The sequence below is a fragment of the Comamonas sediminis genome (assembly GCF_041107495.1).
In the GTDB taxonomy this organism is placed as follows: Bacteria; Pseudomonadota; Gammaproteobacteria; order Burkholderiales; family Burkholderiaceae_C; genus Comamonas; species Comamonas sediminis.
In genome coordinates this window covers 579,044-601,669 of record NZ_JBGBDC010000001.1, presented here as the reverse complement: position 1 = coordinate 601,669, position 22,626 = coordinate 579,044, and the positions used below count along the sequence as shown (strand labels likewise).

General features: G+C 62.9%; 26 protein-coding genes and 1 tRNA gene. 18 read left to right on the top strand and 9 right to left on the bottom strand.

All coding sequences use genetic code 11. The annotated features are described in order from the left end of the window. Positions 1-3: 3 nt before the first annotated feature. Entirely contained in the window at positions 4-888 is an 885-nt protein-coding gene (locus AB7A72_RS02615) for a LysR family transcriptional regulator (RefSeq protein ID WP_239811209.1), read from the bottom strand. A gap of 154 nt (positions 889-1,042) precedes the next feature. Here AB7A72_RS02615 and AB7A72_RS02610 point away from each other — a divergent pair, with 154 nt between their 5' ends. Beyond that, the gene (locus AB7A72_RS02610; protein ID WP_369458932.1) at positions 1,043-1,528 is read left to right on the top strand and encodes a CidA/LrgA family protein; all 486 of its coding nucleotides are present in this window, start codon (positions 1,043-1,045) and stop codon (positions 1,526-1,528) included. Further along, positions 1,525-2,268: an LrgB family protein gene (locus AB7A72_RS02605; protein ID WP_369458931.1), complete on the top strand. Its 744-nt coding sequence runs from the start codon at positions 1,525-1,527 to the stop codon at positions 2,266-2,268. Before AB7A72_RS02610 ends, AB7A72_RS02605 begins: the two co-directional genes overlap by 4 nt. Here AB7A72_RS02605 and AB7A72_RS02600 read toward each other — a convergent pair. From AB7A72_RS02600 to AB7A72_RS02590, 3 genes are all read right to left on the bottom strand, one after another. Beyond that, entirely contained in the window at positions 2,265-3,629 is a 1,365-nt protein-coding gene (locus tag AB7A72_RS02600; RefSeq protein WP_369458930.1) for a hypothetical protein, read from the bottom strand. The two genes, AB7A72_RS02605 and AB7A72_RS02600, sit on opposite strands and share 4 nt — an antisense overlap. Further along, the gene (locus AB7A72_RS02595) at positions 3,626-4,612 is read right to left on the bottom strand and encodes an ABC transporter ATP-binding protein (protein ID WP_369458929.1); all 987 of its coding nucleotides are present in this window, start codon (positions 4,610-4,612) and stop codon (positions 3,626-3,628) included. The genes AB7A72_RS02600 and AB7A72_RS02595 overlap by 4 nt, the downstream gene beginning before the upstream one ends. Positions 4,613-4,746: 134 nt before the next feature. Next, positions 4,747-5,649 carry an HTH-type transcriptional regulator ArgP gene (locus AB7A72_RS02590; protein ID WP_312451437.1) on the bottom strand — a complete coding sequence of 301 codons (903 nt, stop codon included), beginning with the start codon at positions 5,647-5,649 and terminating at the stop codon, positions 4,747-4,749. Positions 5,650-5,719: 70 nt separating this feature from the next. On the opposite strand from AB7A72_RS02590, the gene AB7A72_RS02585 reads away from it, so the two are divergent. Together AB7A72_RS02585 and AB7A72_RS02580 are read left to right on the top strand one after the other, a co-directional pair. Further along, positions 5,720-6,385 carry a LysE/ArgO family amino acid transporter gene (locus tag AB7A72_RS02585; RefSeq protein WP_369458928.1) on the top strand — a complete coding sequence of 222 codons (666 nt, stop codon included), beginning with the start codon at positions 5,720-5,722 and terminating at the stop codon, positions 6,383-6,385. Positions 6,386-6,612: 227 nt separating this feature from the next. Beyond that, complete coding sequence (locus tag AB7A72_RS02580; RefSeq protein ID WP_369458927.1) at positions 6,613-7,083, top strand: ABC transporter substrate-binding protein; 471 nt, start codon at positions 6,613-6,615, stop codon at positions 7,081-7,083. 54 nt (positions 7,084-7,137) lie between these two features. Here AB7A72_RS02580 and AB7A72_RS02575 read toward each other — a convergent pair whose 3' ends face one another. After that, positions 7,138-7,404: a DUF3820 family protein gene (locus AB7A72_RS02575; RefSeq protein ID WP_239811217.1), complete on the bottom strand. Its 267-nt coding sequence runs from the start codon at positions 7,402-7,404 to the stop codon at positions 7,138-7,140. A 196-nt stretch (positions 7,405-7,600) separates the two neighbouring features. Between AB7A72_RS02575 and AB7A72_RS02570 the strand changes: the two genes are divergently transcribed. Next, a complete protein-coding gene (locus tag AB7A72_RS02570) occupies positions 7,601-8,389 on the top strand; it encodes a MetQ/NlpA family ABC transporter substrate-binding protein (protein ID WP_239811218.1) in 789 nt (262 codons plus the stop codon). A gap of 180 nt (positions 8,390-8,569) precedes the next feature. Then, positions 8,570-9,871 (top strand): UDP-N-acetylglucosamine 1-carboxyvinyltransferase, encoded by a 1,302-nt coding sequence (locus AB7A72_RS02565; protein WP_369458926.1) that lies wholly within the window; start codon positions 8,570-8,572, stop codon positions 9,869-9,871. A 78-nt stretch (positions 9,872-9,949) separates the two neighbouring features. Here the strand turns inward: AB7A72_RS02565 and AB7A72_RS02560 are convergent, their stop codons facing one another. Continuing rightward, complete coding sequence (locus AB7A72_RS02560; protein ID WP_239811219.1) at positions 9,950-10,861, bottom strand: EamA family transporter; 912 nt, start codon at positions 10,859-10,861, stop codon at positions 9,950-9,952. 101 nt (positions 10,862-10,962) lie between these two features. On the opposite strand from AB7A72_RS02560, the gene AB7A72_RS02555 reads away from it, so the two are divergent. Next, on the top strand, positions 10,963-11,436 hold the full coding sequence (locus AB7A72_RS02555) for an Lrp/AsnC family transcriptional regulator (protein WP_239811220.1): 474 nt from the start codon (positions 10,963-10,965) through the stop codon (positions 11,434-11,436). A 51-nt stretch (positions 11,437-11,487) separates the two neighbouring features. On the opposite strand, the gene AB7A72_RS02550 is transcribed toward AB7A72_RS02555, so the two are convergent. Continuing rightward, positions 11,488-12,210 carry a hypothetical protein gene (locus tag AB7A72_RS02550; RefSeq protein ID WP_239811221.1) on the bottom strand — a complete coding sequence of 241 codons (723 nt, stop codon included), beginning with the start codon at positions 12,208-12,210 and terminating at the stop codon, positions 11,488-11,490. 348 nt (positions 12,211-12,558) lie between these two features. Here AB7A72_RS02550 and thrS point away from each other — a divergent pair, with 348 nt between their 5' ends. From thrS to AB7A72_RS02495, 11 genes are all read left to right on the top strand, one after another. After that, positions 12,559-14,490: a threonine--tRNA ligase gene (thrS, locus tag AB7A72_RS02545; RefSeq protein WP_369458925.1), complete on the top strand. Its 1,932-nt coding sequence runs from the start codon at positions 12,559-12,561 to the stop codon at positions 14,488-14,490. An 85-nt stretch (positions 14,491-14,575) separates the two neighbouring features. Further along, positions 14,576-15,193: a translation initiation factor IF-3 gene (gene infC / locus AB7A72_RS02540; protein WP_021025159.1), complete on the top strand. Its 618-nt coding sequence runs from the start codon at positions 14,576-14,578 to the stop codon at positions 15,191-15,193. Between the two features lie 245 nt (positions 15,194-15,438). Beyond that, positions 15,439-15,642: a 50S ribosomal protein L35 gene (gene rpmI / locus AB7A72_RS02535; protein ID WP_021025158.1), complete on the top strand. Its 204-nt coding sequence runs from the start codon at positions 15,439-15,441 to the stop codon at positions 15,640-15,642. Positions 15,643-15,668: 26 nt separating this feature from the next. Next, positions 15,669-16,028 (top strand): 50S ribosomal protein L20, encoded by a 360-nt coding sequence (gene rplT, locus AB7A72_RS02530; protein ID WP_021025157.1) that lies wholly within the window; start codon positions 15,669-15,671, stop codon positions 16,026-16,028. 142 nt (positions 16,029-16,170) lie between these two features. Then, entirely contained in the window at positions 16,171-17,226 is a 1,056-nt protein-coding gene (gene pheS / locus AB7A72_RS02525; protein ID WP_369458924.1) for a phenylalanine--tRNA ligase subunit alpha, read from the top strand. Then, a complete protein-coding gene (locus AB7A72_RS02520) occupies positions 17,223-17,390 on the top strand; it encodes a hypothetical protein (protein ID WP_230771775.1) in 168 nt (55 codons plus the stop codon). Before pheS ends, AB7A72_RS02520 begins: the two co-directional genes overlap by 4 nt. Then, entirely contained in the window at positions 17,377-19,830 is a 2,454-nt protein-coding gene (pheT, locus tag AB7A72_RS02515) for a phenylalanine--tRNA ligase subunit beta (protein WP_369458923.1), read from the top strand. The genes AB7A72_RS02520 and pheT overlap by 14 nt, the downstream gene beginning before the upstream one ends. Positions 19,831-19,852: 22 nt before the next feature. Further along, positions 19,853-20,179, top strand: a complete 327-nt coding sequence (locus AB7A72_RS02510; RefSeq protein WP_239811226.1) for an integration host factor subunit alpha — start codon at positions 19,853-19,855, stop codon at positions 20,177-20,179. Between the two features lie 113 nt (positions 20,180-20,292). Further along, entirely contained in the window at positions 20,293-20,724 is a 432-nt protein-coding gene (locus tag AB7A72_RS02505; RefSeq protein ID WP_312525708.1) for a MerR family transcriptional regulator, read from the top strand. Positions 20,725-20,742: 18 nt separating this feature from the next. Further along, positions 20,743-20,819: transfer RNA gene (locus tag AB7A72_RS02500), tRNA-Pro, on the top strand. Between the two features lie 84 nt (positions 20,820-20,903). Beyond that, positions 20,904-21,566 (top strand): hypothetical protein, encoded by a 663-nt coding sequence (locus AB7A72_RS02495; protein ID WP_369458922.1) that lies wholly within the window; start codon positions 20,904-20,906, stop codon positions 21,564-21,566. An 86-nt stretch (positions 21,567-21,652) separates the two neighbouring features. Here the strand turns inward: AB7A72_RS02495 and AB7A72_RS02490 are convergent, their stop codons facing one another. Next, positions 21,653-22,051: a hypothetical protein gene (locus AB7A72_RS02490; protein ID WP_369458921.1), complete on the bottom strand. Its 399-nt coding sequence runs from the start codon at positions 22,049-22,051 to the stop codon at positions 21,653-21,655. An 89-nt stretch (positions 22,052-22,140) separates the two neighbouring features. Further along, positions 22,141-22,494: a hypothetical protein gene (locus AB7A72_RS02485; RefSeq protein ID WP_369458920.1), complete on the bottom strand. Its 354-nt coding sequence runs from the start codon at positions 22,492-22,494 to the stop codon at positions 22,141-22,143. Positions 22,495-22,626 lie beyond the last annotated feature (132 nt).

Sequence of the window (22,626 nt, the reverse complement as noted above, 5' to 3'; positions counted from 1 at the left end):
GGTCTATGCCGGGGTCTGCGGATAGCGCGCCTGGCATAGCGCCAGCCAAGCGCTGGCGGCCTTGGATAGGTGCTGGGGCCGCCAGGTGAGGCCGAAATCATGGCTTAGCGTGGGCTCAGCCACGGGCAGGCAGCGCACCTGGGCCGGGTCAAAGCGGCTGGCCACATGGTCGAACATGATGGCAATGCCTGCATCGGCGGCGACCAGGTCGCCAATCAAGTCCCAGTAACGGCTTTGCAGCGCGATCTGCGGCACAAAGCCCGCTTGCGCGCAGCAGCTTTGCACGCCTTCGTACAGCGCAAAATCACTCTCGTACATCACAAAGGGCAGGGCAGCCAGCTCCCGCCAGCGCACCTGGCTTTGCCCCTGGGGCGCGCGCGCATGGGCAAAAACGGCCACGGTATGGTGGGTTTGTATGCGCAGGCTGGCCAGGGGGCTGCCGGCACGCAGCAGGCCCATGGCTACATCGATCTCGCCCTCTGCCACCGCCTGTTCCAGCGCCCGGGCGCCGCGCTCATGCAGCTGCAACTGGACGCCGGGGTAGCGTTTGCGGTACTGCGCAAAGATGGGCGCCATGTAGTGGCCCGTGGTGGGGGACACGCCCACGCTGAGCGTGCCGCGCGCGATGCCGTCCACCTCGGCCACTTCCTGGCGCAGGCGGCTGGCCTCTTGCAGCAGCGCCTGGCCCCGCTCAAACACCACGCGCCCGGCATCGGTCAGCTGCAGCTTGCGGCCTTCGCGCAGCAGCAAGGGGCCGCCGAGCTCGTCTTCCAGACCCTTCACCATCTTGCTGATGGTGGGCTGGGTGACATACAGCGCCTCTGCCGCACGGGTGAAGCTGTTGCGGTGGACCACCTCGACAAAGTAGCGCAGCGCTCGCAGGTCCATGGTGAATTCCTAGATGGAATGAAATTTATAAAAATAAGTCATTTTACGAATGATTATGCCGTTTCTACAATCCGTTTTGTGCAGTGCAGCATGGTGAGGCAAGGGGCCGCACCGCCGCCACTGCCGCTGGCCCACGAGCCAGCACAAGGATGGCATGACAAGCGATAAATGGGTGGCGGGCGAGGGCAGATCCACCGACAAGGGGCTGCCCAGGCAGGCCCGCCAGGCGGCACGCACGCTGTGGCAGGTGGCGCTGCTCTGTGCCATCTGGCTGGTGGCCGAGGCACTGCGCAGCCATATGGGCTGGCGTATCCCGGCGGGCCTGATTGGCTTTGCCGCACTGGCGCTGGGACTGTTCAGCCGCGCCGTACCCGGCCGCTGGCTGGCACAGGGCACGCGCTGGTTGCTGTCGGACATGCTGCTGTTCTTCATCCCCGCGATGCTGGTGATCATCAACTATGGCGACCTGGTACGCAGCCAGGGGCTGCGCATCGTGCTCGTGATTGTGCTGAGCACTGCCTGCGTGATGGTGGCCACCGCGCTGGTGGTCGATGCGGTCTACCGGCTGGAACTGCACCTGGCCCAGCGCAAGCGCCGCCAGGAGCGTGGCGCCAAGGCCGCTGCCGGAGGGGTGCGATGACTGCTGCGCCTGCAACCCTGCCATCGTCGTTGCCGCGGTGGCCGCTGAGCCATGGCAGCGCAGCGCTGCTGTCACTGCTGCTGACCCTGCTGTGCTATTACCTCAACAAGCGGCTGTACCAGCGACATCCGCATACGGTGCTGATGCCCATCATCGGCACGCCCCTGGTGCTGGTGGCCGCACTGCTGCTGCTGGGCATTGGCTACGACGACTATCGCACCCATACCCATTGGCTGGTATGGCTCCTGGGCCCGACGACCGTCGCCTTCGCGCTGCCGTTGTATGACTACCGCCAGATGGTGCGCAAGCACTGGATGTCCATTTTGGCCGGCGTGTTGGTGGCCAGCACGGTGTCCATCCTGACGTCGGTGTGGCTGGCGCGCTGGCTGGGCCTGTCGCCGCTGCTGCAAAAAGGGCTAGCAATGCGCTCCGTGACCACGCCCTTTGCGGTGGAGGCCGAGCGTGCCATCGGCGGCCCGCTGGACCTGGCTGCCTTGTTTGTGCTGCTCACCGGAGTGACCGGCATGCTGATCGGTGGCCTGGTACTGCGCCTCTTGCCCCGGCTGCGCAGCCGGGTCGCAGCGGGGGCCATGCTGGGCGGATCGGCCCACGGCTCGGGGGTTGCCAAGGCGCAGATGGCCGGCCCCAAGCAAGGTGTGGCCGCCTCACTGGTGATGATGATTGCCGGCGCTCTCAATGTGCTGGCTGCACCCTGGGTCGGCGCCTGGGTGTTTGGCTAGCGCGCAAACAGGTCTTTGCCGCCCGCCTGGGGGGTGATGGCCTGGAAGCGCCAGACCAGCACGACGGCAAGCACCGCCAGCTGCAGCAGCATGCCCACCCAGGCCAGCCAGCCCAGGGCCGGTGCATGCGCAAAGTTGGACGACAGGCGCGGGTCAAACGCGCCAAACAGGGGCTCGAACAGCGGCGCCAGGCCCAGCGACCAGAACATGGCCGGCAACAGGGCGCTGAGGACAAAGACCACCAGCAAGGTCATGCCCAGCGGTGAGCGGCTGCTCTTGCGCAGCGAGAACACCAGGTAGATGCCGCAGTCGCGCAGCACATGCAGCAACACCATGAAGGCCAGGGGGCCCAGCTGCGAGCGGTTGGACAGCGGGTCGGCATTCCACAGCAAATAGGCCGGCAGCAGCACCGCAAAGGCCATGCACCAGCTGATGGGCCACAGCGGCATGTTCTGCCAAAAGCGCCGCCACTGGCCGTGCCGTGCGCTGTAGAGCAGGGCGCGCCAGCGCTGCGCGACCTGGCTTTCCAGCGCAGCGGCATAGTAGGTCACCAGGGCGAGCAGCATCATCGCGGTCAGCGCCCGGCCGGTGCCGGTGGGCACCAGGCCCACCAGCAGCAAACAGCCAGCCGCATTGCCCAGTGCCCAGGCCCAGGGTGTGGTGGGTACCGACAGCTGCATCGACATCGCCCGCCACAGTGCCAGCAGGCCCAGCAGCAGGCCCGCTATGGCAAAGACCAGCAGCAGACTGGCCGCGTTCAGCGGCAGGCCCCACCAAGCGCCGCCGCCGCTGCCGCCCAGCAGGCTGTCAAGTCCCACGACCACGCTGCTGACCAGTTGCAGCAGCAGGAACACCAGCACCACCAGCACCCAGACATTGCGGCTGGTGGCGGGTTTGTTGGGGTCCATGCTGTAGAGGCGGCTGGCCATCATCGCGCAGTGCAAGGCGCAGGCGCCCAGAATGGTGAGTACGAGCACCAGCACCGTATCTGCCAGCTCGCCGAGCCAGAAGCCGCACAGCAGTGCCGCAGCCGTACACAGCAAAGCCCCATACCAGGCATAGCTGGGGCCACCCAACAGCTTGCCCCAGGCCATGCGCCAGGGGCCCATGGCGCTCATGCGTTGCTGGTCCCAGGTGCGCTCGTTCAGCTCGTCATTGATGCTGGACAGCGCCGTGAAGGTGCCCACGCAGGCGGCCAGCAGACCCACCAGGCTGAGGGCGCCCTTGTGCAGGTACAGCAGGGGCTGCTTGCCCTCGATGACAAACACGCAGATGGCTAGCATCAGCAAGATGGCGGGCATCAGCACCAAACGCGCAGGGCTCAGCTCCAGGCTGAGCTGGCGGCGAAATTCCGGATTCATGGCCACTCCTTGGCAAACAGCGCTTGGGGATCGACGGGTGCTTCCAGACTTTGCTGGTAGCGCTCCTGCAGGCTGGTGCGCGCCTCCTGGTAGCCCAGCACCTGCGCGCCATGGGCCACCAACTGCTGCAGCAGCTGCACGCGGGCAGCACGGTCTTGCGCGGGCAGCGCAATCCACAGCAGGTGGGTATCGCCGCCGTCCCGGCCGGCACGCATGTCGACCAGGCGGTAGCCGGCCAGCGCCCCATCCGGCTGGGGCAGGGGGACGGCCAGCTCGACCTGCATCACCAGCTCGGACGGCAGCGCGCCGTTGCCGCCAGGGCCACTGGCGGCATTCAACGGCCCGTGGCTGGTGATGCGGCCTTCGCGGATCGACAGGATATGGCTGCAGTACTCATCGAGCTCACTCAGGATGTGGCTGGAGACGACCAGCGTCATGCCCTGGGCCTGCAGCTGGCGGAACAAGGTCGAGAGGCTGCTGCGCGCCTCAGGGTCCAGCCCGCTGGCGGGCTCGTCGAGCAGCAGCACCTGGGGCTGGTGGATGATGGCCTGGCCAATGGCGACCCGCTGGCGCTGGCCGCGCGAGAGGTTGCGCGTGGCATGGCCGAGCTTGCTGCTGAGGGCGAGCTGCTCGGCCACCGCATGCACGCGCGCGATGGCGTCCTTGCGGCTCAGGCCCTGGCTTTCTGCGGCGTATTGCAGGCACTGGGCCACGCTCAGGGTCTCGTAGAGCCCGAAGAAATCCGACAGGTAGCCCATGTACTGGTGGGCGCGGCGGGGCTCTTGCTGCACATCGATGCCCGCCACCCGGGTGCTGCCGCTCAGCGGTGCTTCCAGCCCGGTAATGCAGCGCAGCAAGGTGGATTTGCCGGCGCCATTGGGGCCTACCAGGGCGGTGACGGTGCCGGCCTCGATCTGCAGGCTGACGCCATGCAGCGCGCGGTGGCCGGGGTAGTCGACGATGAGTTCCTGCACCTCAATCATGCTGTGCTCTTTCTGATGAAAACCATGGATACCTCCCTCTGCAGCAGTGCCCCAGTTGCTTATCTGGCGCTGCAGCTGCTCGCATCATAGGCGCACCGGTCCCCGCTGTGCGGACAACACCACGGCAGCAATGCTCAGGCGGCTGGCGTCAGTACGCGGCTGGCCGCGCGCATGACGCAGTCGGTCAGCCGGGCCAGGCTGGCCTGCGCGCTGCGCGGCAGCGCCCAGTACAGCGGCAGATCCAGCGGGCTATCGGGCACCAGCGGCACCAGGCTGCCACGTGCCAGTTGGTCGGCAATCAGCACCGTGGGGTGCATGCCCCAGCCCATGCCTATCTCGCAGGCCCGCACATAGCCCTGGTTGGACGGCAGAAAATGCCGGGGACCGCTGCCCCGGGGGGCCATGCCCTGGGCTTGCAGCCACTGGTCCTGCAGCCGGTCCTTGCGGTCAAAGGTCATGATGGGCGCCTGGGCCAGGGTCTGCGTGTTCACGCCCTCTGCGAAGTAGCGCGCCATGAAGCCGGGGCTGGCTGCGGCCACATAGCGCATCGTGCCCAGCGGCCAGCTGTTGCAGCCGGGGATCTGGCCGCTGGTGCCGGTCACGGCGCCCAGCACCGCCCCTTCGCGCAGCGCCTGGGCGGTGTGGTCCTGGTCGTCGACGCGCAGGTCCAGCAGCTCATTGCCCGAGGCGGTGAACTCGGCCATTGCCTCCATGAACCAGGTGGAGAGCGAATCGGCATTGACCGCCAGCTTGATCGTCGGCGCCACCGGTGCATCGGGCAGCAGGTCGGGGTTGCTGCGGCGCAGGGCGTTTTCCAGCAAGGCCACCTGCTCCAGGTGCAGGCACAGGCGCTGGCCGGCCTCGGTGCCGGTGCAGGGGTTGCCACGCTGCACCAGCACCTGGCCGGTGCGCTCTTCCAGCTGCTTGATGCGCTGCGACACCGCCGACGGGGTGACATGGAGTTTCTTGGCGGCGCGTTCAAAGCTGCCCTCGCGCACCACGGCCGCCAGTGCGGCCAGTCCCAGGTAGTCCAGCATTTAGTTTTGCTTCATTTGGCTAAGATTGTTTAATTTTACTTATTTATTGGTGCGCCGCACAATAGCTGCCATGTGGACAACAAGCATGACTTCTACCTGGCTGGCCGGTTTTACCGTCTGCCTTTCTTTGATCGTCTCGATCGGCGCGCAGAACCTGTATGTACTGCGCCAGGCCGTGAGCGGCGAGCATGTGCGCGCCTGCGTCGCCTGGTGTGTGTTCAGCGATGCACTGCTGATCGGCATCGGCGTGGCCGGCATGGCTCAGGTGCTGGGAGATTCGCCCACCCTGGCCTACTACCTGACCTTGGGCGGCGCATTGTTCCTGCTGGGCTATGGGCTGATGGCGCTGTGGCGGGCTGCGATGCCCGTTGGCGCTGCGCCCGCTGCCGATGCTGACGGGGCTGCGCCCGCCACCGCCGCCCGGCGCGGCCTGTGGCGCGTGCTGGGGGCGCTGGTCGTCATCACCTTGTTCAACCCCCATGTGTACCTGGATACCGTCGTGCTGGTGGGCTCGATCGGTGCGCGCCAGGATGGCAGCCTGAAATGGATCTTTGTGCTGGGTGCTGCCTGTGCCAGCCTGGCCTGGTTTGTGATGCTGGCCAGCGCCGGCCGGCGCCTGCAAACCCTGTTTGCCAAGCCCCAGGCCTGGCGCGTGATGGATGGCTTTACCGGCGTGATGATGCTGGCCCTGGCCTGGTGGGTGTACAGCGGGTTGGAGAACATAGGCGCTGCCTGATGCCTGCGATGGCTGACGGTGCCCAAGGTCTTGTACACCCCGTGCATGCCAGCGCTGCTCTACAATATTTGTAGCTGCGCGCTACGCATAACGAATAACCAAAGCCGAGCCATACCGCTGCAAGCCGTGCTGCCAAGCACTTGAATTTGCAGCGTTTCCCCTCATGTACCAAGGGTAGGCACAGGCAATCGGCCTGTAGCCCCGGCCTTTTATTTGGAAATACCGTAGTGAACCCCTCTTTTCGCACCTCTGCATCCGTTCTTGCTTTGACCATTGCCGGTCTGGTTCTGCCAGGCCTGGCCCATGCCAAGCGCCTGGGTGGCGGTGTCAAGCGTCCAGCAGCGACCCAAAAGGCAGCTCCCGCGCCTGCAGCCAAGCCTGCTACGCCAGCCGCTGCTGCACCTGCCGCCGCTCCAGCAGCGGGCGCAGCCCCTGCCGCAGCAGCACCGGCTGCCGCGGCACCGGCCGCCGGCGGCTCCGGCATCATGGGCACCATGGGCGCAGCCGCCGTGGGCGCCGTCGCTGGCACGATGGCCGGCAGTGCGATGGCTGGCGCGATGGGCGGTGACAAGGGCAAGGAAGAAGCCGCCGCCAAGGAAGCGGAAGCCAAGAAGGCAGAAGCCGAAGCCGCCGCGCTGCAAAAGCAGGCCGATGAAGCCAAGGCCAAGGCTGACGCAGCCCGCTCCGCCGTCAAGTAATCAGCGTCTCAACAACCTGAACCAACCCGCAGCTGCTTGCAGCCTGCGGGTTTTTTATTGTCGCGGTGGCTGGACAGCCGCCTGCCCACTCGCTTGCAGGCTGGCGCGCAGCGGGCGCAGCAACTCGCCCAGGCCGTTGTGGTCGATCTCGTGCATCAGTGCCAGCAGCCGGCCCAGATCGCCTTTGGGAAAGCCTTCACGGGCAAACCAGTTGAGGTAGTTGCCAGGCAGGTCGGCGATGGCGCGGCCCTGGTACTTGCCAAAAGGCATGGTGGTGGTGAGCAGCCGCAGCAGCTGATCGGGGTCGAACGGGGTAGACATGGTTCAAGCATAGCCCGCCGGTGCAGGCGCAGGCTGTAGCGGGCTGGCATAAAGATCAAATTCTTTATAACCAAATCTCTTTATTTTCTTTGGGTGATATGCCGAATAAGGCTAGACTTGCACCATCTTGGTTCAGTCCCATCAAGAGAAATCCAAGTAGTTGCCGGGGCTGGTCTTTCTCATTTGTCAAAACACCATGTTCAAAAAAACGCTTTCCGTTCTTGCTGTTGCGGCCCTGGCCGTGTCTGCCCATGCGGCGGATGTAGTGCTGAAAGTGGCGGCCTCGCCGGTGCCACATGCCGAGATTCTCAATTTCATCAAGCCCAAGCTGAAGGCTGAAGGGGTGGATCTGCAAGTGCGCGAGTTCAGCGACTACATCCAGCCCAATGCGGCCGTGGAAGACAAGCAGCTCGATGCGAACTTCTTCCAGCACCAGCCTTACCTGGACAGCTACAACAAGGACCGCAAGAGCTCGCTGGTGCAAGTGCCCAATGGCAAGGTGCATGTGGAGCCCTTTGGCGCCTACTCCAGCAAGATCAAGAACATCAAGGACTTGAAGGACGGCGCCACCGTGGCCATCCCCAATGACCCTTCCAACGGTGGCCGCGCGTTGCTGCTGCTGCAAAAGAACGGTCTGCTCGAGCTCAAGGACGCATCCAAGCTGACCTCCACCCCACTGGATATCGCCAAGAACCCCAAGAAGCTCAAGTTCAAGGAACTCGAAGCGCCTTTGCTGCCGCGTGCGCTGGGTGATGTCGATCTGGCGTTGATCAACACCAACTACGCGATCGAAGCCAAGCTCAACCCCACCAAGGATGCGCTGTTCATCGAAGGTGCCGACTCGCCCTACACCAACATCATTGCCGCCCGTGCCGACCGCGCCAATGACGAGGCCATTGCCAAGCTGACCCGTGCGCTGCATGGCGACGATGTGAAGAAATTCATTCTGGACAAGTACAAGGGCGCGGTGGTTCCCGCGTTCTGATGGGCTAAGAAGCTGCCCGGGCAGCGCATAACACCATCCCGCAGCATTTGTTGACGGGTATTTACAAAAGGCACTCCACCCGAGTGCCTTTTGTTGTTTTTGACGCTGTAACATGCAGGGTCGGCCCCGATGGCGCACACTGCCACGGGCCACTCCAGAATTCGCGACCTCCCCCCATCCATGTCCAAACTCATCGTGCACGGCGGCACCCCTTTGCAGGGCCGCATCATTCCCTCGTCCAACAAGAATGCCGTTCTGCCTGTGCTGTGCGCCACATTGTTGACGGCGCAGCCGCTCGTGCTCCATGGGGTTCCGGACATCACCGATGTGCGCAAGATCCTGGACATCTTCGGCAAGCTGGGCTCCAGCGTGCAGATGGACTACGCCAGCGGCGTGCTCAAGCTGCACCACCGGGATACGCACTTTGATGCCTGCAAGCACCACCTGCCCGAAGAAATGCGCTCGTCCATCATGCTGGTGCCGCCACTGCTGGCCCGCTTTGGCGTGGCGCGGCTGGAGGACAACGTCAAGGGCTGTACCCTGGGCGTGCGCGAGATTGATCCGCATATCGAGGTGTTCCGCCGCTTTGGCGGCCGGGTCGAGCATGGCGAGGGTTCGCTGATCGTGCGCTGCGATGGCGCGCTGCAGGCCACCCAGCACTGGCTGGACTATGCCTCGGTCACCACCACCGAGAACTTTGTGCTGTGCGCGGCCACTGCCCAGGGCAGCTCGGTGCTCACCAATGCCGCCTGCGAGCCGCATGTGCAGGAGTTCTGCCGCTTCATGGTCATGCTGGGCGCCAGGATTGAGGGCATCGGCACCTCGCGCCTGACGGTGCATGGCGTCGAGCAGCTGGGCGGCGGTGAATTCCATTTCGAGGAAGACTTCCACGAAATCACCACCTTCCTGGCGCTGGGTGCCATCACGGGTGGCGATGTACAGGTGCGCAACCGCACGCCCGACAACTTCCCGCTGATCGACCGCACCTTTGCCAAGTTTGGCGTGCAGATCGAGCACAAGGACGGCTGGTCACGCGCCATCCGCAAGGGCCCGCTCAAGGTCGAGACGCCGTTTACCCGCAATGTGCTGACCAAGGTCGAGGCCGCTCCCTGGCCTTATTTCCCGGTCGATCTGCTGCCGATCTTCATCGCGCTGGGCGTGCGCGCCGAGGGCAATGCGATGTTCTGGAACAAGGTCTATGACGGCGCGCTGGGCTGGACGGGCGAGCTGTCCAAGTTTGGCGCCCATGTGTTCTCGTCTGATCCGCACCGCATCGTCACCCTCGGCGGCAACCCGCTGAGCCCTGCGGTGGTGGAGAGCCCCTACATCATCCGCGTGGCCATTGCGTTGTTCATGGTGGCTGCCAGCATCGAGGGCCGCTCCGAGATCCGCAATGCCGCGCCCATCAAGCGCGCCCACCCCCGCTTTGTGGAGAACCTGCAGAGCCTGGGCGCCAAGGTGGAGTGGGCGGGCGAGAACTAAGCCTTCTGCTGCGCATTAAAAAAGAGCGCTTGCCGTCTATGCGGCAAGCGCTTTTTGCTTGGCTGGGGGCTGCTGCAATCAGGCGACGGCCTGGCCCTCAGGTTTGGGCGCTGCTGCCTGCGGCGGTGCAGAGGGCTTGGCCGTCAGCGCGCTGCCCATTGCTGCCACCATGATCAGGCCGATGGCCGACCACTGGGTGGCGGTCAGCAGCTCGCCCAGCACCAGCATGCCGGCAATCGCTGCAATGGCTGGCTCGGTGGCGAGCATCGTGGAGAAAGCGCCCGAGCTCAGGCGTTTGAGCGCGAACATCTCCAAGGTATAGGGGATGGCGCTGGAGACAGCGGCCACCGCCAGCCCATAGAGCAGGATGGAGGGCTGCAGCAGCTTGGCGCCCGCCTCGGCAATGCCAAAGGGCACCACCACGATGGCGGCGGTCAGCAGCGCCAGCGACACCACCATGCCGCCATGCATATGGCCGGCGCGTTTGCCCAGCACGATGTAGCCGGCCCAGCAGGCGGAGGCCATGACGGCATAGCACAGGCCCACCGGGTCGAGCGCGGCGGTCTGCACGCCAAACATCGGCAGCACCAGCAGCAAAAACAAGCCCAGCGCCGCCAGCCCCAGCCAGACCAGGTCCAGCACGCGGCGCGAGGTCCAGACCGCCACCGACAACGGGCCGACAAACTCGATGGCCACCGTCACGCCAAAAGGCAGGCGCTTGATGGCCATGTAGAACAGCAGGTTCATGAGACCCAGCACCACGCCAAAGATGGCAATCTGCCCCAGGTTGGCCTTGGTGGGCCCAAAGCGCCAAGGGCGCCAGATGAGCAGCAGCAGCAACGCCGAAAAGCCCACGCGCAAGGCGGTAGTGCCCTGGGCGCCGACGACCGGGAACAGGTGTTTGGCAAAGCTGGTGCCCAGGCACAGCGCACTGACCGAGCCCAATACCGCCAACGAGGGCAGCAGGCGCTGCCAGAGAGAATCTTGCATGGCCGAGATAATATTGCAGCTGAGCGAAGTAAATTGCTCGAAAATTCGGTGCCAAATGCAAGTTTCGCTCTTGCTGTGCGCTTCTCCTCCAGGCCTTTGCGATGAACACTGAACTCGATGCTTTCGACCTGGCTATCTTGGGCATCCTGCAGCGCGACAACCTGCGGCCCCAGCGTGAGGTGGCCGAGCTGGTGAACCTGTCGCCGGCGGCTGTGCAGCGCCGCATTCGCCGCCTGCAGGACAGCGGGGTCATCGCCACCAACACGGCGCAGCTCAGTCCGGAGGCCGTGGGCCGGCCGCTGACCATCTTTATCGAGGTGCAGCTGGTCAATGAGCTCGATGCGCTGACCCAGGGCTTTCGCGCCCGCGTGGCGGCCGAGCCTGCTGTGCAGCAGTGCTACATGGTCACCGGGCAGACCGATTACCTGTTGGTGGTGACGGCCCGCGACATGCAGGAGTACCAGGCCATCACCCAGCGGCTGTTCGGTGGCGACCAGAATATCCAGCGCTTCAACACCTCGATTGCGCTGGCCACCCTCAAACGCAGCCTGCATTTGCCGCTGCCTGCGCGCTGAATCGGCTGTTTTGGGCGAGCAGGGTGGGGCGCAGCGACGCGAAGAGGGTCCTTAATGCGCCACCGCCTGCACCGGCAGGAACTGCAGCAGGCTGCCGCCGGCCAGCCCCTGCACATAGCCAATCACCGCGCGCCGGTATTTCTCGGAGACGACATCGGCCATCAGGTCATTGCGGGCGATCATCTTGCCAAACTCGCGCTCGAAGCTCAGGTTGCGTTCGTTGGCATTGAGCTCGTTGCTCAGCAGCATCGCTTGGCCATTGCCCAGCTTGCGGTGGGTGAGCATCCAGTTGGCAATCTCCAGATTGCGCGAGGCGTTGTAGACCGCCTGGGCATCGAGCCCATGGATCAGATAGAAGGTGGTGCGGCCGCCATAGGCGGTGATCAGCATGTCGGCCGTGGCCCAGGTGAAGGCGGCGACCCGGTCGCCCGCGAATTCGGGTGCCAGCGCCATGCTCATGCCGGCAATGTCGCGTTGATCCAACAAATCCGGCCAGGGTTGCTGGTTTTCTATCGCTTCGCGCACGGCCTTCATCGCTGCTTCCCGGTTGTCGAAACCGCCCTTGCGCCACTCCTGAGGATTGCGGCGGTAGAGCTTGTCCATCAGCACATACAGGCTTTGCAGGTTGGCGCGCATGCTCAACGTGGCCATGCGGTTCACATCGGACTGGCCCCATTCCTGGGCCTGCATGTCGCGTTCGGGGACTTTGCCACGGGTAGCGGGGGTGCTGGTGCAGCCCCCTTGCAGCAATAGCGCAGCCAGGCAGGCGGACATTCCAACAGATCGGGCGTAGCGATAGGGCATATCTAATCGTCAAGGTCTGCTATCGTTTTGATTATGGCAAGCGCGGTGGCGGCTGGATTGCGGGAAGACCAGCAGATTGCATCAGAATGTGGGAAAATGACAGTCGTTTTAGATTTCATCCACTGGTAAGAGCGAGAAAGGCAACATCGGTTATGACACCGCGAACTACAACCACTTGGGGTTTGACTGGCCAATAAGGTCGGTGGTTCGCGCCTGTACGACGATTTCGTCTCCTCACACCAAAGCGCGGACAAGCTCCGCGCTTTTTGCTTTTCTGGGCGGCGCGGCTCTGTACAGCACGATTATTTAGGATTTCTCATGGTTCAAATTACGCTTCCCGATGGCTCCAAGCGCGACTATCCGGGCCCCGTGTCGGTGGCCGATGTCGCTGCATCGATTGGCGCCGGCCTGGCCAAGGCTGCGCTGGCTGGCAAGGTGGGTCTGGGCGACAACGCCAAGGTGGTGGACACCAGCTTTGTCATCGACCGCGACATGCCGCTGTCCATCGTGACGGCCAAGGACGCTGATGGTTTGGAAGTGATCCGCCACTCCACCGCCCACTTGCTGGCCTACGCCGTCAAGGAGCTGTTCCCGGAAGCCCAGGTCACCATCGGCCCGGTGATCGACAATGGCTTCTACTACGACTTCGCCTACAAGCGCCCCTTCACGCCCGAAGACCTGGTGGCGATCGAAAAGCGCATGGCCGAGCTGGCCAACAAGGACGAGCCCGTGGTGCGCCGCGTGCTGCCGCGCGACGAAGCCGTGGCCTACTTCAAGGGCCTGGGTGAGAACTACAAGGCCGAGATCATCGCCTCCATTCCCAGCAATGAAGATGTGAGCCTGTACCGCGAAGGCGCGTTTGAAGACCTGTGCCGTGGCCCCCACGTGCCCAGCACCGGCAAGCTCAAGCACTTCAAGCTGATGAAGGTGGCAGGCGCCTACTGGCGTGGCGACCACAACAACGAGATGCTGCAACGCATCTACGGCACGGCCTGGGCCAGCAAGGACGATCTGCAGCAGTACCTGACGATGCTGGAAGAGGCCGAAAAGCGCGACCACCGCAAACTGGGCCGCGAGCTCGACCTGTTCCACATCGACGAGCACTCGCCCGGCACCGTGTTCTGGCACCCCAAGGGCTGGTCGATCTGGCAAGAGGTCGAGCAGTACATGCGCAAGGTGTACCGCGACAACGGCTACCAGGAGGTGAAGGGCCCGCAGATTCTGGACAAGACCTTGTGGGAGAAGACTGGCCACTGGGACAAGTACCGCGAGAACATGTTCACGACCGAGTCGGAAAAGCGCGAATACGCGCTCAAGCCGATGAACTGCCCCGGCCACATCCTCATCTACAAGCAAGGCATCAAGAGCTACCGCGATCTGCCGCTGCGCTTTGGTGAGTTTGGCGCCTGCCACCGCAACGAGCCCACCGGCTCGTTGCACGGCATCATGCGCGTGCGTGCCTTTACGCAGGATGACGGCCACATCTTCTGCCTGCCCGAGCAGATCCAGGCCGAGGTGACCGCGTTCACGGCGCTGCTGCAAAAGGTCTATGCAGACTTTGGCTTCACCAACATCCTCTACCGCCTGTCGACGCGCCCTGAAAAGCGCATCGGCACCGACGAGAGCTGGGATGCGGCCGAAGCGGCACTGGCCGAAGGCCTGCGCGCCTCGGGTTGCGAGTTCGAATACCTGCCGGGCGAGGGCGCGTTCTACGGCCCCAAGATCGAGTACACCTTGAAGGACGCACTGGGCCGTGAATGGCAGTGCGGCACCATCCAGGTCGACCCGAACCTGCCCGAGCGTCTCGATGCCGAGTTCGTCGGCGAAGACGGCGAGCGCCACCGCCCCATCATGCTGCACCGTGCGATCGTCGGCTCGCTCGAGCGCTTCATCGGCATCCTGATCGAGCAGCACGCCGGCGCGCTGCCCGCCTGGCTGGCGCCCACGCAAGTAGCGGTGCTCAACATCACCGACGCGCATGGCGCCTACGTGCAGGAAGTGGCCGACAAACTGCGTAAGGCCTTGCCGTTCCAAGGGCTGCGTGTGGTTACCGATCTGCGCAATGAGAAGATTACGTATAAAATACGGGAGCATTCGTTGCAAAAGCTGCCCTATATTCTTGTCGCCGGCGACAAGGAAAAGGCAGCCGGAGCCGTAGCAGTGCGCGCCCGGGGCGGTAAAGACCTCGGTGTGATGTCCGTAGATGCATTCGTAGAACTGATTGCCCAGGACATCGCCGCTAAAGCGTAACAAGCCTACCCAGGCACTGAAAGGCTTTGGACAGCGTGGACTGCGTTAATAGCAGCTACGCTGTCGTAGCTTTTAAATTTTTAGGGTGAAAGCCATAGCTACTGAATTCCGTGATCGCCGCCACCGCGAAGAGCGCAAACACCGTCTGAACCGTGAGATTCAGGCACCTGAAGTGCGTCTGTCCGGTCCTGATAATGAACCCCTGGGCATCGTGCCGCTGATGGAAGCGCTGCGCATGGCCGGAGAGCTGGATGTTGACCTGGTCGAGATCGTCGCCACGGCCACGCCTCCAGTCTGCCGCCTGATGGACTACGGCAAGTTCAAGTATCTGGAGCAGAAGAAGGCGGCCGAGGCCAAGGCCAAGCAAACCGTCATCGAAATCAAGGAAATCAAGTTCCGTCCCGGTACTGATGATGGCGACTACAACGTCAAGATGCGCAATATCCGCCGCTTCCTGGCTGAAGGCGACAAGGTCAAGGTGACCCTGCGCTTCCGTGGTCGTGAAATCACCCACCAGAACCTGGGCATGGACCTGCTCAACCGCATCCGCGACGAGCTGGCCGACCTGATCCAGGTCGAGCAGTTCCCCAAGCTGGAAGGCCGCCAGATGATCATGATGATCGCCCCGGCGCGCAAGAAGCCCGGTGGCGCTGCCGCTGGCAAGCCGGTGGAGGGAAATTCCTCCCCAGTAGCCACAGCTTAAAGAAGCGGTTAGAATACCGGATTACCGACAAGCGGCTTAGGCCGCTTTCGGTTTTTAGCAGAGCAGCGGCGGCGCTTGCCGGATTCCGGGGTCTTGACCCAGGTGCCTCGGAGGGGTGCAGTCAACACTCTGCGCATTGATAGAGTAGATGTAATCTAGGTCTGTCACAGAAGTGGCTCGGGGCCAAAACAAGTTCCGTCATGGCGATGGAACGCCTCACGAGCACAAACATAAGGAGCATTCACATGCCCAAAATGAAGACCAAAAGCAGCGCGAAGAAGCGTTTTCGCGTTCGTCCAGGTGGCACCGTCAAGCGCGGTCAAGCCTTCAAGCGTCACATCTTGACCAAGAAGACCACCAAGAACAAGCGCCATCTGCGTGGTGCAACCGCTGTGCATGAGACCAACATGGGTCACATGGCACAAATGTTGCCCGGCATGGGCCTGTAATTCACTGACGAACTAGGAGAAAACACATGCCTCGCGTCAAACGTGGTGTAACGGCACGCGCCCGTCACAAAAAAGTTCTGGCCCTTGCTAAGGGTTTCCGCGGTCGCCGTGGTAACGTTTTCCGCGTTGCCAAGCAAGCGGTAATGAAGGCAGGCCAGTACGCCTACCGTGACCGTCGTACCAAGAAGCGCGTGTTCCGCCAACTGTGGATCGCCCGTATCAATGCCGCTTCCCGTGAACTGGGCCTGACCTACAGCCAGTTTGCCAACGGCCTGAAGAAGGCTGCCATTGAAATCGACCGCAAGATGCTGGCCGATATCGCCGTGCACGACAAGGCTGCTTTTGCAGCTATCGTCGACCAAGTCAAGGCCAAGCTGGCTGCCTAAGGTCACGATCGGTAGTTACTGTTGATTTGGTAGCTGCTGGTGCACACACAGCAAGGGCTAGGGCTTGAAAAGGCGCTAGCCCTTGTTTTTTTATCGCCAGGCTGTTTTTTGCGGCCCGGCACCAAAGTCGATAAGAGTCGATATGAACGAGTTGGATTCTCTGGTCGAAAGCGCGCAACAGTTGTTTGCGCAGGCCCATACCCCCGCTGATCTGGAAAACGCCAAGGCGCAGTTTCTGGGCAAGTCGGGCAGGATGACCGAGCTCATGAAGGGCATGGCACAGCTTTCCGTCGAAGAGAAAAAATCGCGCGGCGCCGCCATCAATGTGGCCAAGCAGGCGATTGAGACGGCCTTGACGGCGCGCCGCAAGGCGCTGGCCGATGCCGAGCTGCAAGCCCACCTCAAGGCCGAAGTGCTGGATGTAACCCTGCCCGGCCGCCGCCGTGGCAGCGGTGGTCTGCACCCGGTGTCCATCACGATGGAGCGCATCGAAGGCATCTTCGGCTCCATGGGCTTCGATGTGGCCGAAGGCCCCGAGATCGAATCCGACTGGTTCAACTTCACCGCGCTCAACACGCCGGAAGACCATCCCGCGCGCTCCATGCACGACACCTTCTATGTGGAAGGCGGCACGCAGCACGCGCCCAATCTGCTGCGCACGCACACCAGCCCGATGCAGGTGCGCCATGCCGTGCAGCACGTCAAGCGCTACCGCAACCTGATCGACGCCGGCCAGACCATGCCCGAGATCCGCGTGATCGCCCCGGGGCGCACCTACCGCGTGGATTCGGACGCCACCCACTCGCCGATGTTCCACCAGTGCGAAGGCCTGTGGATTGGCGAGAACGTGAGCTTCAAGGACCTCAAGGTCGTGTTCACCGACTTCTGCAAGACCTTCTTCGAGCAGGATGACCTGGTGCTGCGCTTCCGCCCCAGCTTCTTCCCGTTCACCGAGCCCTCGGCCGAGATCGACATCCAGTTCCAGAGCGGGCCGCTGGCCGGCCGCTGGCTGGAAGTCTCGGGCGCTGGCCAGGTGCACCCCAACGTGGTGCGCAACATGGGCCTGGACCCCGAGAAATACATTGGCTTTGCCTTTGGCATGGGCCCTGACCGCCTGACCATGCTGCGTTATGGCGTCAATGACCTGCGCCTGTTCTTTGACGGCGACATCCGTTTCCTGTCGCAGTTCCAGTCATGAAAACGGAGCGGGCGGTGCTGCAGATGGGCGATGCCATCCCCAGCGCCCGGGCAGCAGGTGCTGCCACCCGCTCCCCATTGAAACGCAAGAACGCCCTGCCTGCCGATGCCCGACATGGCACTGCAGGCCTGAACGCCAAAGAGTCCGACTATGCAATTTCCTGAATCCTGGTTGCGCCAATACTGCAACCCGTCGCTGACCACCCAAGAGCTGGCCGATACCTTGACCATGGCGGGTCTCGAGGTCGAAGAGCTCGACCCCGTCGCGCCTCCGTTCACCGGCATCGTTGTCGGTGAGATCAAAGAAGCCGTGCAGCACCCCGATGCCGACCGCCTGCGCGTCTGCCAGGTCGATGTGGGTGGCCCTGAACTGCTGAACATCGTTTGCGGCGCGCCCAATGCGCGCGTCGGCATCCGCATCCCCTGCGCCACCGTGGGCGCCGAGCTGCCACCCGGCGCAGACGGCAAGCCTTTCAAGATCAAGATCGGCAAGCTGCGCGGCGTGCAAAGCTTTGGCATGCTGTGCTCGGCCAAGGAGCTGGGCATTGCCGATGACCACGGCGGTCTGCTGGAGCTGCCCGCCGATGCGCCGCTGGGCCAGGACGTGCGCGAGTACCTGAACCTCGACGACACCTTGTTCACCCTCAAGCTCACGCCCAACCTGGCGCACTGCCTGTCGGTCTACGGCGTGGCGCGCGAGCTGTCGGCACTGACCGGCACGCCCCTCAAGGCGCTGTCCTTCCCGGCCGCTGCGGTGGCTTCGCAAGACAAGCTGCCCGTCAAGATCGAGGCGACCGACCTGTGCGGCCGTTTCTCCGGCCGCATCGTGCGCAACGTCAACACCCAGGTCAAGACCCCGCAGTGGATGGTGGACCGCCTGGCCCGCTGCGGCCAGCGCGCTGTCAGCCCCCTGGTCGACATCTCGAACTATGTGATGTTCGAGCTGGGCCGTCCCAGCCACATCTTCGATCTGGACAAGATCAGCGGCGGCCTGAGCGTGCGCTGGGGCAAGCAGGGCGAGACGCTCAAGCTGCTCAACGGCAACACCATCACCATTGACGACTTCCTCAAGGTCGGCGTGATCGCGGACGCGCACGGCCTGGAGTCGCTGGCCGGCATCATGGGTGGCGACGCCACGGCCGTGTCCGATGACACCAGGAACATCTACATCGAAGCGGCCTTCTGGTTCCCCAAGGCGGTGGCCGGCCGCTCGCGCCACTTCAACTTCTCGACCGACGCGGGCCACCGCTTCGAGCGCGGTGTGGACCCCCAGTTCACCACCGAGCATATCGAGCGCATCACCCAGCTGGTGCTGGAGATCTGCGGCACGCCTGAGACGCAGGTGGCTGCCATGGACGACCAGCAGCCCAACATGCCTGCGCCCAAGACGGTGCAGCTGCGTGTGGCACGTGCGGCCAAGGTCATCGGCATGCCGGTGACCCAGCAGCAATGCCTGGATGCGCTGAACGGCCTGGGCCTGCCTGCCACCGTGGTGCAAGAAGGCGTGATCAGCGTGACCGCGCCCACCTTCCGCTTCGACATCAACCTGGAAGAAGACCTGGTTGAGGAAATCGCGCGGATGATTGGCTACGAAAACCTGCCCACCAGCAAGCCGCTGGCGCCGATCTCGCCCAAGCTGCGTGCCGAGAACTCCCGCAGCCCTTACGCCGTGCGCCATGTGCTGGCCGGCCTGGGCTACCAGGAGACCATCAACTTCAGCTTTGTCGAAGAGAAGTGGGAGCAAGAGCTGGCCGGCAACCAAGATGCCATCAAGCTGCTCAACCCCATCGCCAGCCACCTGAGCGTGATGCGCTCGTCTTTGCTGGGCTCGCTGCTGCAGGTGCTCAAGTTCAATGTGGACCGCAAGGCACAGCGCGTGCGCGTGTTCGAGCTGGGCCGCGTGTTCTTCAAGGACGACTCGGTCGCCGAGTCCGACACCACCGTCAAGGGCTTCCACCAGCCCATGCGCGTGGCCGGCCTGGCCTACGGCGCAGCCGACCAGCTGCAATGGGGCCGCGACGAGACCAAGGTCGATTTCTACGACGTCAAGGGCGATGTCGAGGCACTGCTCGCGCCGCTCAAGCCGGTGTTTGAAGCGGCCGAGCACCCCGCGCTGCACCCCGGCCGTTGCGCCCGCGTGCTGCTGGACGGCAAGGCCATCGGCTTTGTCGGCGAGCTGCACCCCCAGTGGCGCCAGCAATGGGATCTGGCCCAGGCGCCGGTGATGTTCGAGCTGGCACTCGATGCCGTGCTGGCGCGCCAGGTGCCGGTGTTCGCGCCAGTGGCCAAGCACCAGGTGGTCGAGCGCGACATCGCTGTCGTCGTCAAGGAAGCCGTTACCCACGCCCAGGTCATGCAGGCCATCACGGCTGCCAGCGCAGGTGCTATCCTGCGCAGTGCCGTGCTGTTCGACGTGTTCCGGCCCAAGAAGCTCAAGGCCGGTGAAGAGGCCGCCGCCGGCAGCCTGGCCCAGGACGAGAAGAGCCTGGCCGTGCGTCTGAGCCTGGGCCATGACGAGCGCGCGCTGGAAGACACCGAGATCGAAGCGGCCGTGCAAGCCGTGGTGGAACAACTCACACAAAGCCTGGGTGCGCGTCTGCGCTGATCCCACACGCGAGGATTGCTATATGGAATTCACCGTTGAGAGCCTGGAACAACCTGCGCTGACCAAGGCGCAACTGGCCGACATGCTGTTTGACAACATCGGCCTGAACAAGCGCGAAGCCAAGGACATGGTCGATGCCTTTTTCGACCTGATCTCGGAGAGCTTGATCAAGGGCGAAGATGTGAAGCTGTCGAGCTTTGGCAACTTCCAAGTGCGCATGAAGAAGGCCCGCCCGGGCCGCAATCCGCGCACCGGAGAAGAGGTGCCGATCGAGGCGCGCCGCGTGGTGACCTTCCATGCCAGCGGCAAGCTCAAGGATTCGGTGCAGGCCCCCGCCGACATGGGATGACGCAAGCCCTGGGCGCTCGGCTCCCTGCAGTGCGTTGGCACTGAAGGTCAAACCGTCGCCCGCTTTCGCCTATATGCAACACGGCCGCTTTCGCGGCTGTTTACAATTTATCCATGGAAAAACAGCTGCCCCCCATCCCTGCCAAGCGCTACTTCACCATCGGTGAGGTATCGGTGCTATGCGACGTCAAGCCGCATGTGCTGCGCTACTGGGAGCAGGAGTTCACGCAGCTGCGCCCGGTCAAGCGCCGTGGCAACCGCCGCTACTACCAGCACCATGAGGTGCTGATGATCCGCCGCATCCGTGAGCTGCTCTATGAGCGCGGCTTCACGATCAGCGGCGCGCGCAACCAGCTCCAGTCGCTGCCGCGCGGCCAGGCCATGCTCGATGCGCTGGAAGACGACAGCATGTTCGCGCTGCAGGAAGAGGGTACCGATGCGCTGGCTGCCGGCATGCCCGAAAGCGCTGAACCGCTGAGCTGGCAGCAGGCCGCGATCGAGTTGCAAGAAATTCGTCGCATTCTTTCCGGAGACCCGGAAAACTAGGTATATAATTCAAGTCTTCGGAATGTAGCGCAGCCTGGTAGCGCACTTGCATGGGGTGCAAGGGGTCGCGAGTTCGAATCCCGCCATTCCGACCAAAAAGACAAGGACTTAGCTCGAGAGAGCTAAGTCCTTTTTCTTTTCTGCATTTGTCCCATACAAACTGAGTTGGTAGGAGGGCTATGGCTAAATTTGTGCGCTGGTTGAGCTACGTGGGCCACTGGATACGTAAGGTCCCGGTCGCGCCCTACTACTGGTGCGTCGTTGCCGTGGTGATGGCATCCCTGGTCGTGATGTGGATGTGTGGGTGGTCTGAGAAGGCTTTTCGTATCACTGGGATGTTCTTGCAACTCGGTGGTGTTTTGACCGTGGTGTGGGGCATCGTGAAGACGCGGGAGGACTTTCAACAACCTGCTGTGAAGACGCAGTTTGGGGTTTGGTTCAAACAGTTTCCCCAATGGAACCCACCTCCCATTGTGTTGTCTCCTGAAGGGGTAGGCCTTGTGGTGTCGGGTCGCGCTCACCTAGTCACAGGTAGCGGCCCCTCTATTGATCGGACGGTTGACGGGCGGCTCACGCATCTGGAGGGTATAGCTGACAAGCTGGAAAGAGCACACAAGGAATTGGAGATATTGCTCCTCGAATCTGATGAGAAGGCGAAACAAGCGCTGGACGCAGAGGTAAGCCGGTTCACCAACTTGATTGCCGGAGTTTCAAAGAAGATCGAGACAACGGCCACAGGTGGTGTACATGTCTCTGCGGTGGGTGTTGTCCTGCTGCTTGTGGGTACGATTTTCGGTGGTGCAGCACCTGAACTTAGTCAATGGATAGCGCTTCTTGAGTAGCCTGATCAAGCCATAGACGGACAACAAGAGCTTCATGGTTGGGGCGAGGGTTGGGTCGGTGGTGATGAGTATGGGAATGGTCTTGGTTATGGTCTCTCAGTCTCCATGACGGATTCACAGATTGCCCTGTTCAATGCTGCCTCTTCCTCTTCTGGATCGGCAGGGATACGGGCAAGGACTTCCTTCGCTGCCCACATGCGTTGCGATGGGTTCGGAGAGTCGAGGCCATCCGTGACCACTCGCAGAGCCTTGCGACGTAGGTGCTTGTGGAATGCGAGGTCATCCATGGAGCGCGAGTAGATTTCGTTCTCCAGGCGGGCCTGGAATGTGGGGTCTTGCATCCATGCTGTGACTGTCTGGGGACTGGTGCCCGCAAACTTGGTTGCTGCTGCCTGAGTCATTCCTTCTGCCAAGGCAATGACGGCCTTTATCTGGCGATTTGACAGGAGTTTTTGCGGGGTCGGCTTGGAATAGGCGATGGTCATGGCTTCACCTTCTTTATGGGTACTTCAACCTGTGGAATAGCGTTCGCCCATATTGGAATAGCGCGGCTGTTTGTCAGGGCTGGAGAAGGTCAGGGGTAGGAGCGAATGGTGTCGGCGGTGTGGGTGATGCCTCCCCCTGAGCAGCCTTGCTGGCGTCTCCAGAGAAGGCGCGGAAAGCGGTGTTTGTCGGGCGGTTTGTCTGTGCCTCCGAGAAGCTGCACAGCCAGTTGAGCACCATGGTTACGGAGGCTCCACGCATCCCCAGGACCACCACGTCCAAAATGGTGTTGCTGGGTCGGTGCAATCTGACTAAAGGCGCTACGCTGGGAGTTGAACTGTTCCTGTGCGTCTTGCTTCTTGCTGAAGGCCAGGGCGTTGTCGATCTCGCCCCGCAGTTCCTTGAGGGTGACGGTATCGAGGGTGGGTGCGGGTTGCTTCGGCACATTCCCCTCGAAAGAGCTAAGTCCTTTTTTCTTTTGTCCAGACAGGCGCTGACGCCAATATCTGCTCCCATGTACAGGCGCGGCGGTACTCCGGCGATATCATCGGTGCGCAAGCCACGCGAGGTTGTTGGC

Bases quoted from the DNA above. Each gene is read 5' to 3' on its own strand.
- AB7A72_RS02565 (WP_369458926.1), top strand. From the start codon at position 8,570: ATGTCCAAACTCATCGTGCACGGCGGCACCCCTTTGCAGGGCCGCATC.
- AB7A72_RS02615 (WP_239811209.1), bottom strand. From the start codon at position 888: ATGGACCTGCGAGCGCTGCGCTACTTTGTCGAGGTGGTCCACCGCAAC.
- AB7A72_RS02595 (WP_369458929.1), bottom strand. From the start codon at position 4,612: ATGATTGAGGTGCAGGAACTCATCGTCGACTACCCCGGCCACCGCGCG.
- AB7A72_RS02600 (WP_369458930.1), bottom strand. From the start codon at position 3,629: ATGAATCCGGAATTTCGCCGCCAGCTCAGCCTGGAGCTGAGCCCTGCG.
- AB7A72_RS02585 (WP_369458928.1), top strand. From the start codon at position 5,720: ATGTGGACAACAAGCATGACTTCTACCTGGCTGGCCGGTTTTACCGTC.
- AB7A72_RS02605 (WP_369458931.1), top strand. From the start codon at position 1,525: ATGACTGCTGCGCCTGCAACCCTGCCATCGTCGTTGCCGCGGTGGCCG.
- AB7A72_RS02610 (WP_369458932.1), top strand. From the start codon at position 1,043: ATGACAAGCGATAAATGGGTGGCGGGCGAGGGCAGATCCACCGACAAG.
- rplT (WP_021025157.1), top strand. From the start codon at position 15,669: ATGCCTCGCGTCAAACGTGGTGTAACGGCACGCGCCCGTCACAAAAAA.
- AB7A72_RS02505 (WP_312525708.1), top strand. From the start codon at position 20,293: ATGGAAAAACAGCTGCCCCCCATCCCTGCCAAGCGCTACTTCACCATC.
- AB7A72_RS02520 (WP_230771775.1), top strand. From the start codon at position 17,223: ATGAAAACGGAGCGGGCGGTGCTGCAGATGGGCGATGCCATCCCCAGC.
- rpmI (WP_021025158.1), top strand. From the start codon at position 15,439: ATGCCCAAAATGAAGACCAAAAGCAGCGCGAAGAAGCGTTTTCGCGTT.
- AB7A72_RS02490 (WP_369458921.1), bottom strand. From the start codon at position 22,051: ATGACCATCGCCTATTCCAAGCCGACCCCGCAAAAACTCCTGTCAAAT.
- AB7A72_RS02590 (WP_312451437.1), bottom strand. From the start codon at position 5,649: ATGCTGGACTACCTGGGACTGGCCGCACTGGCGGCCGTGGTGCGCGAG.
- thrS (WP_369458925.1), top strand. From the start codon at position 12,559: ATGGTTCAAATTACGCTTCCCGATGGCTCCAAGCGCGACTATCCGGGC.
- AB7A72_RS02575 (WP_239811217.1), bottom strand. From the start codon at position 7,404: ATGTCTACCCCGTTCGACCCCGATCAGCTGCTGCGGCTGCTCACCACC.
- AB7A72_RS02555 (WP_239811220.1), top strand. From the start codon at position 10,963: ATGAACACTGAACTCGATGCTTTCGACCTGGCTATCTTGGGCATCCTG.
- pheS (WP_369458924.1), top strand. From the start codon at position 16,171: ATGAACGAGTTGGATTCTCTGGTCGAAAGCGCGCAACAGTTGTTTGCG.
- AB7A72_RS02510 (WP_239811226.1), top strand. From the start codon at position 19,853: ATGGAATTCACCGTTGAGAGCCTGGAACAACCTGCGCTGACCAAGGCG.
- AB7A72_RS02495 (WP_369458922.1), top strand. From the start codon at position 20,904: ATGGCTAAATTTGTGCGCTGGTTGAGCTACGTGGGCCACTGGATACGT.
- AB7A72_RS02550 (WP_239811221.1), bottom strand. From the start codon at position 12,210: ATGTCCGCCTGCCTGGCTGCGCTATTGCTGCAAGGGGGCTGCACCAGC.
- AB7A72_RS02570 (WP_239811218.1), top strand. From the start codon at position 7,601: ATGTTCAAAAAAACGCTTTCCGTTCTTGCTGTTGCGGCCCTGGCCGTG.
- AB7A72_RS02560 (WP_239811219.1), bottom strand. From the start codon at position 10,861: ATGCAAGATTCTCTCTGGCAGCGCCTGCTGCCCTCGTTGGCGGTATTG.
- pheT (WP_369458923.1), top strand. From the start codon at position 17,377: ATGCAATTTCCTGAATCCTGGTTGCGCCAATACTGCAACCCGTCGCTG.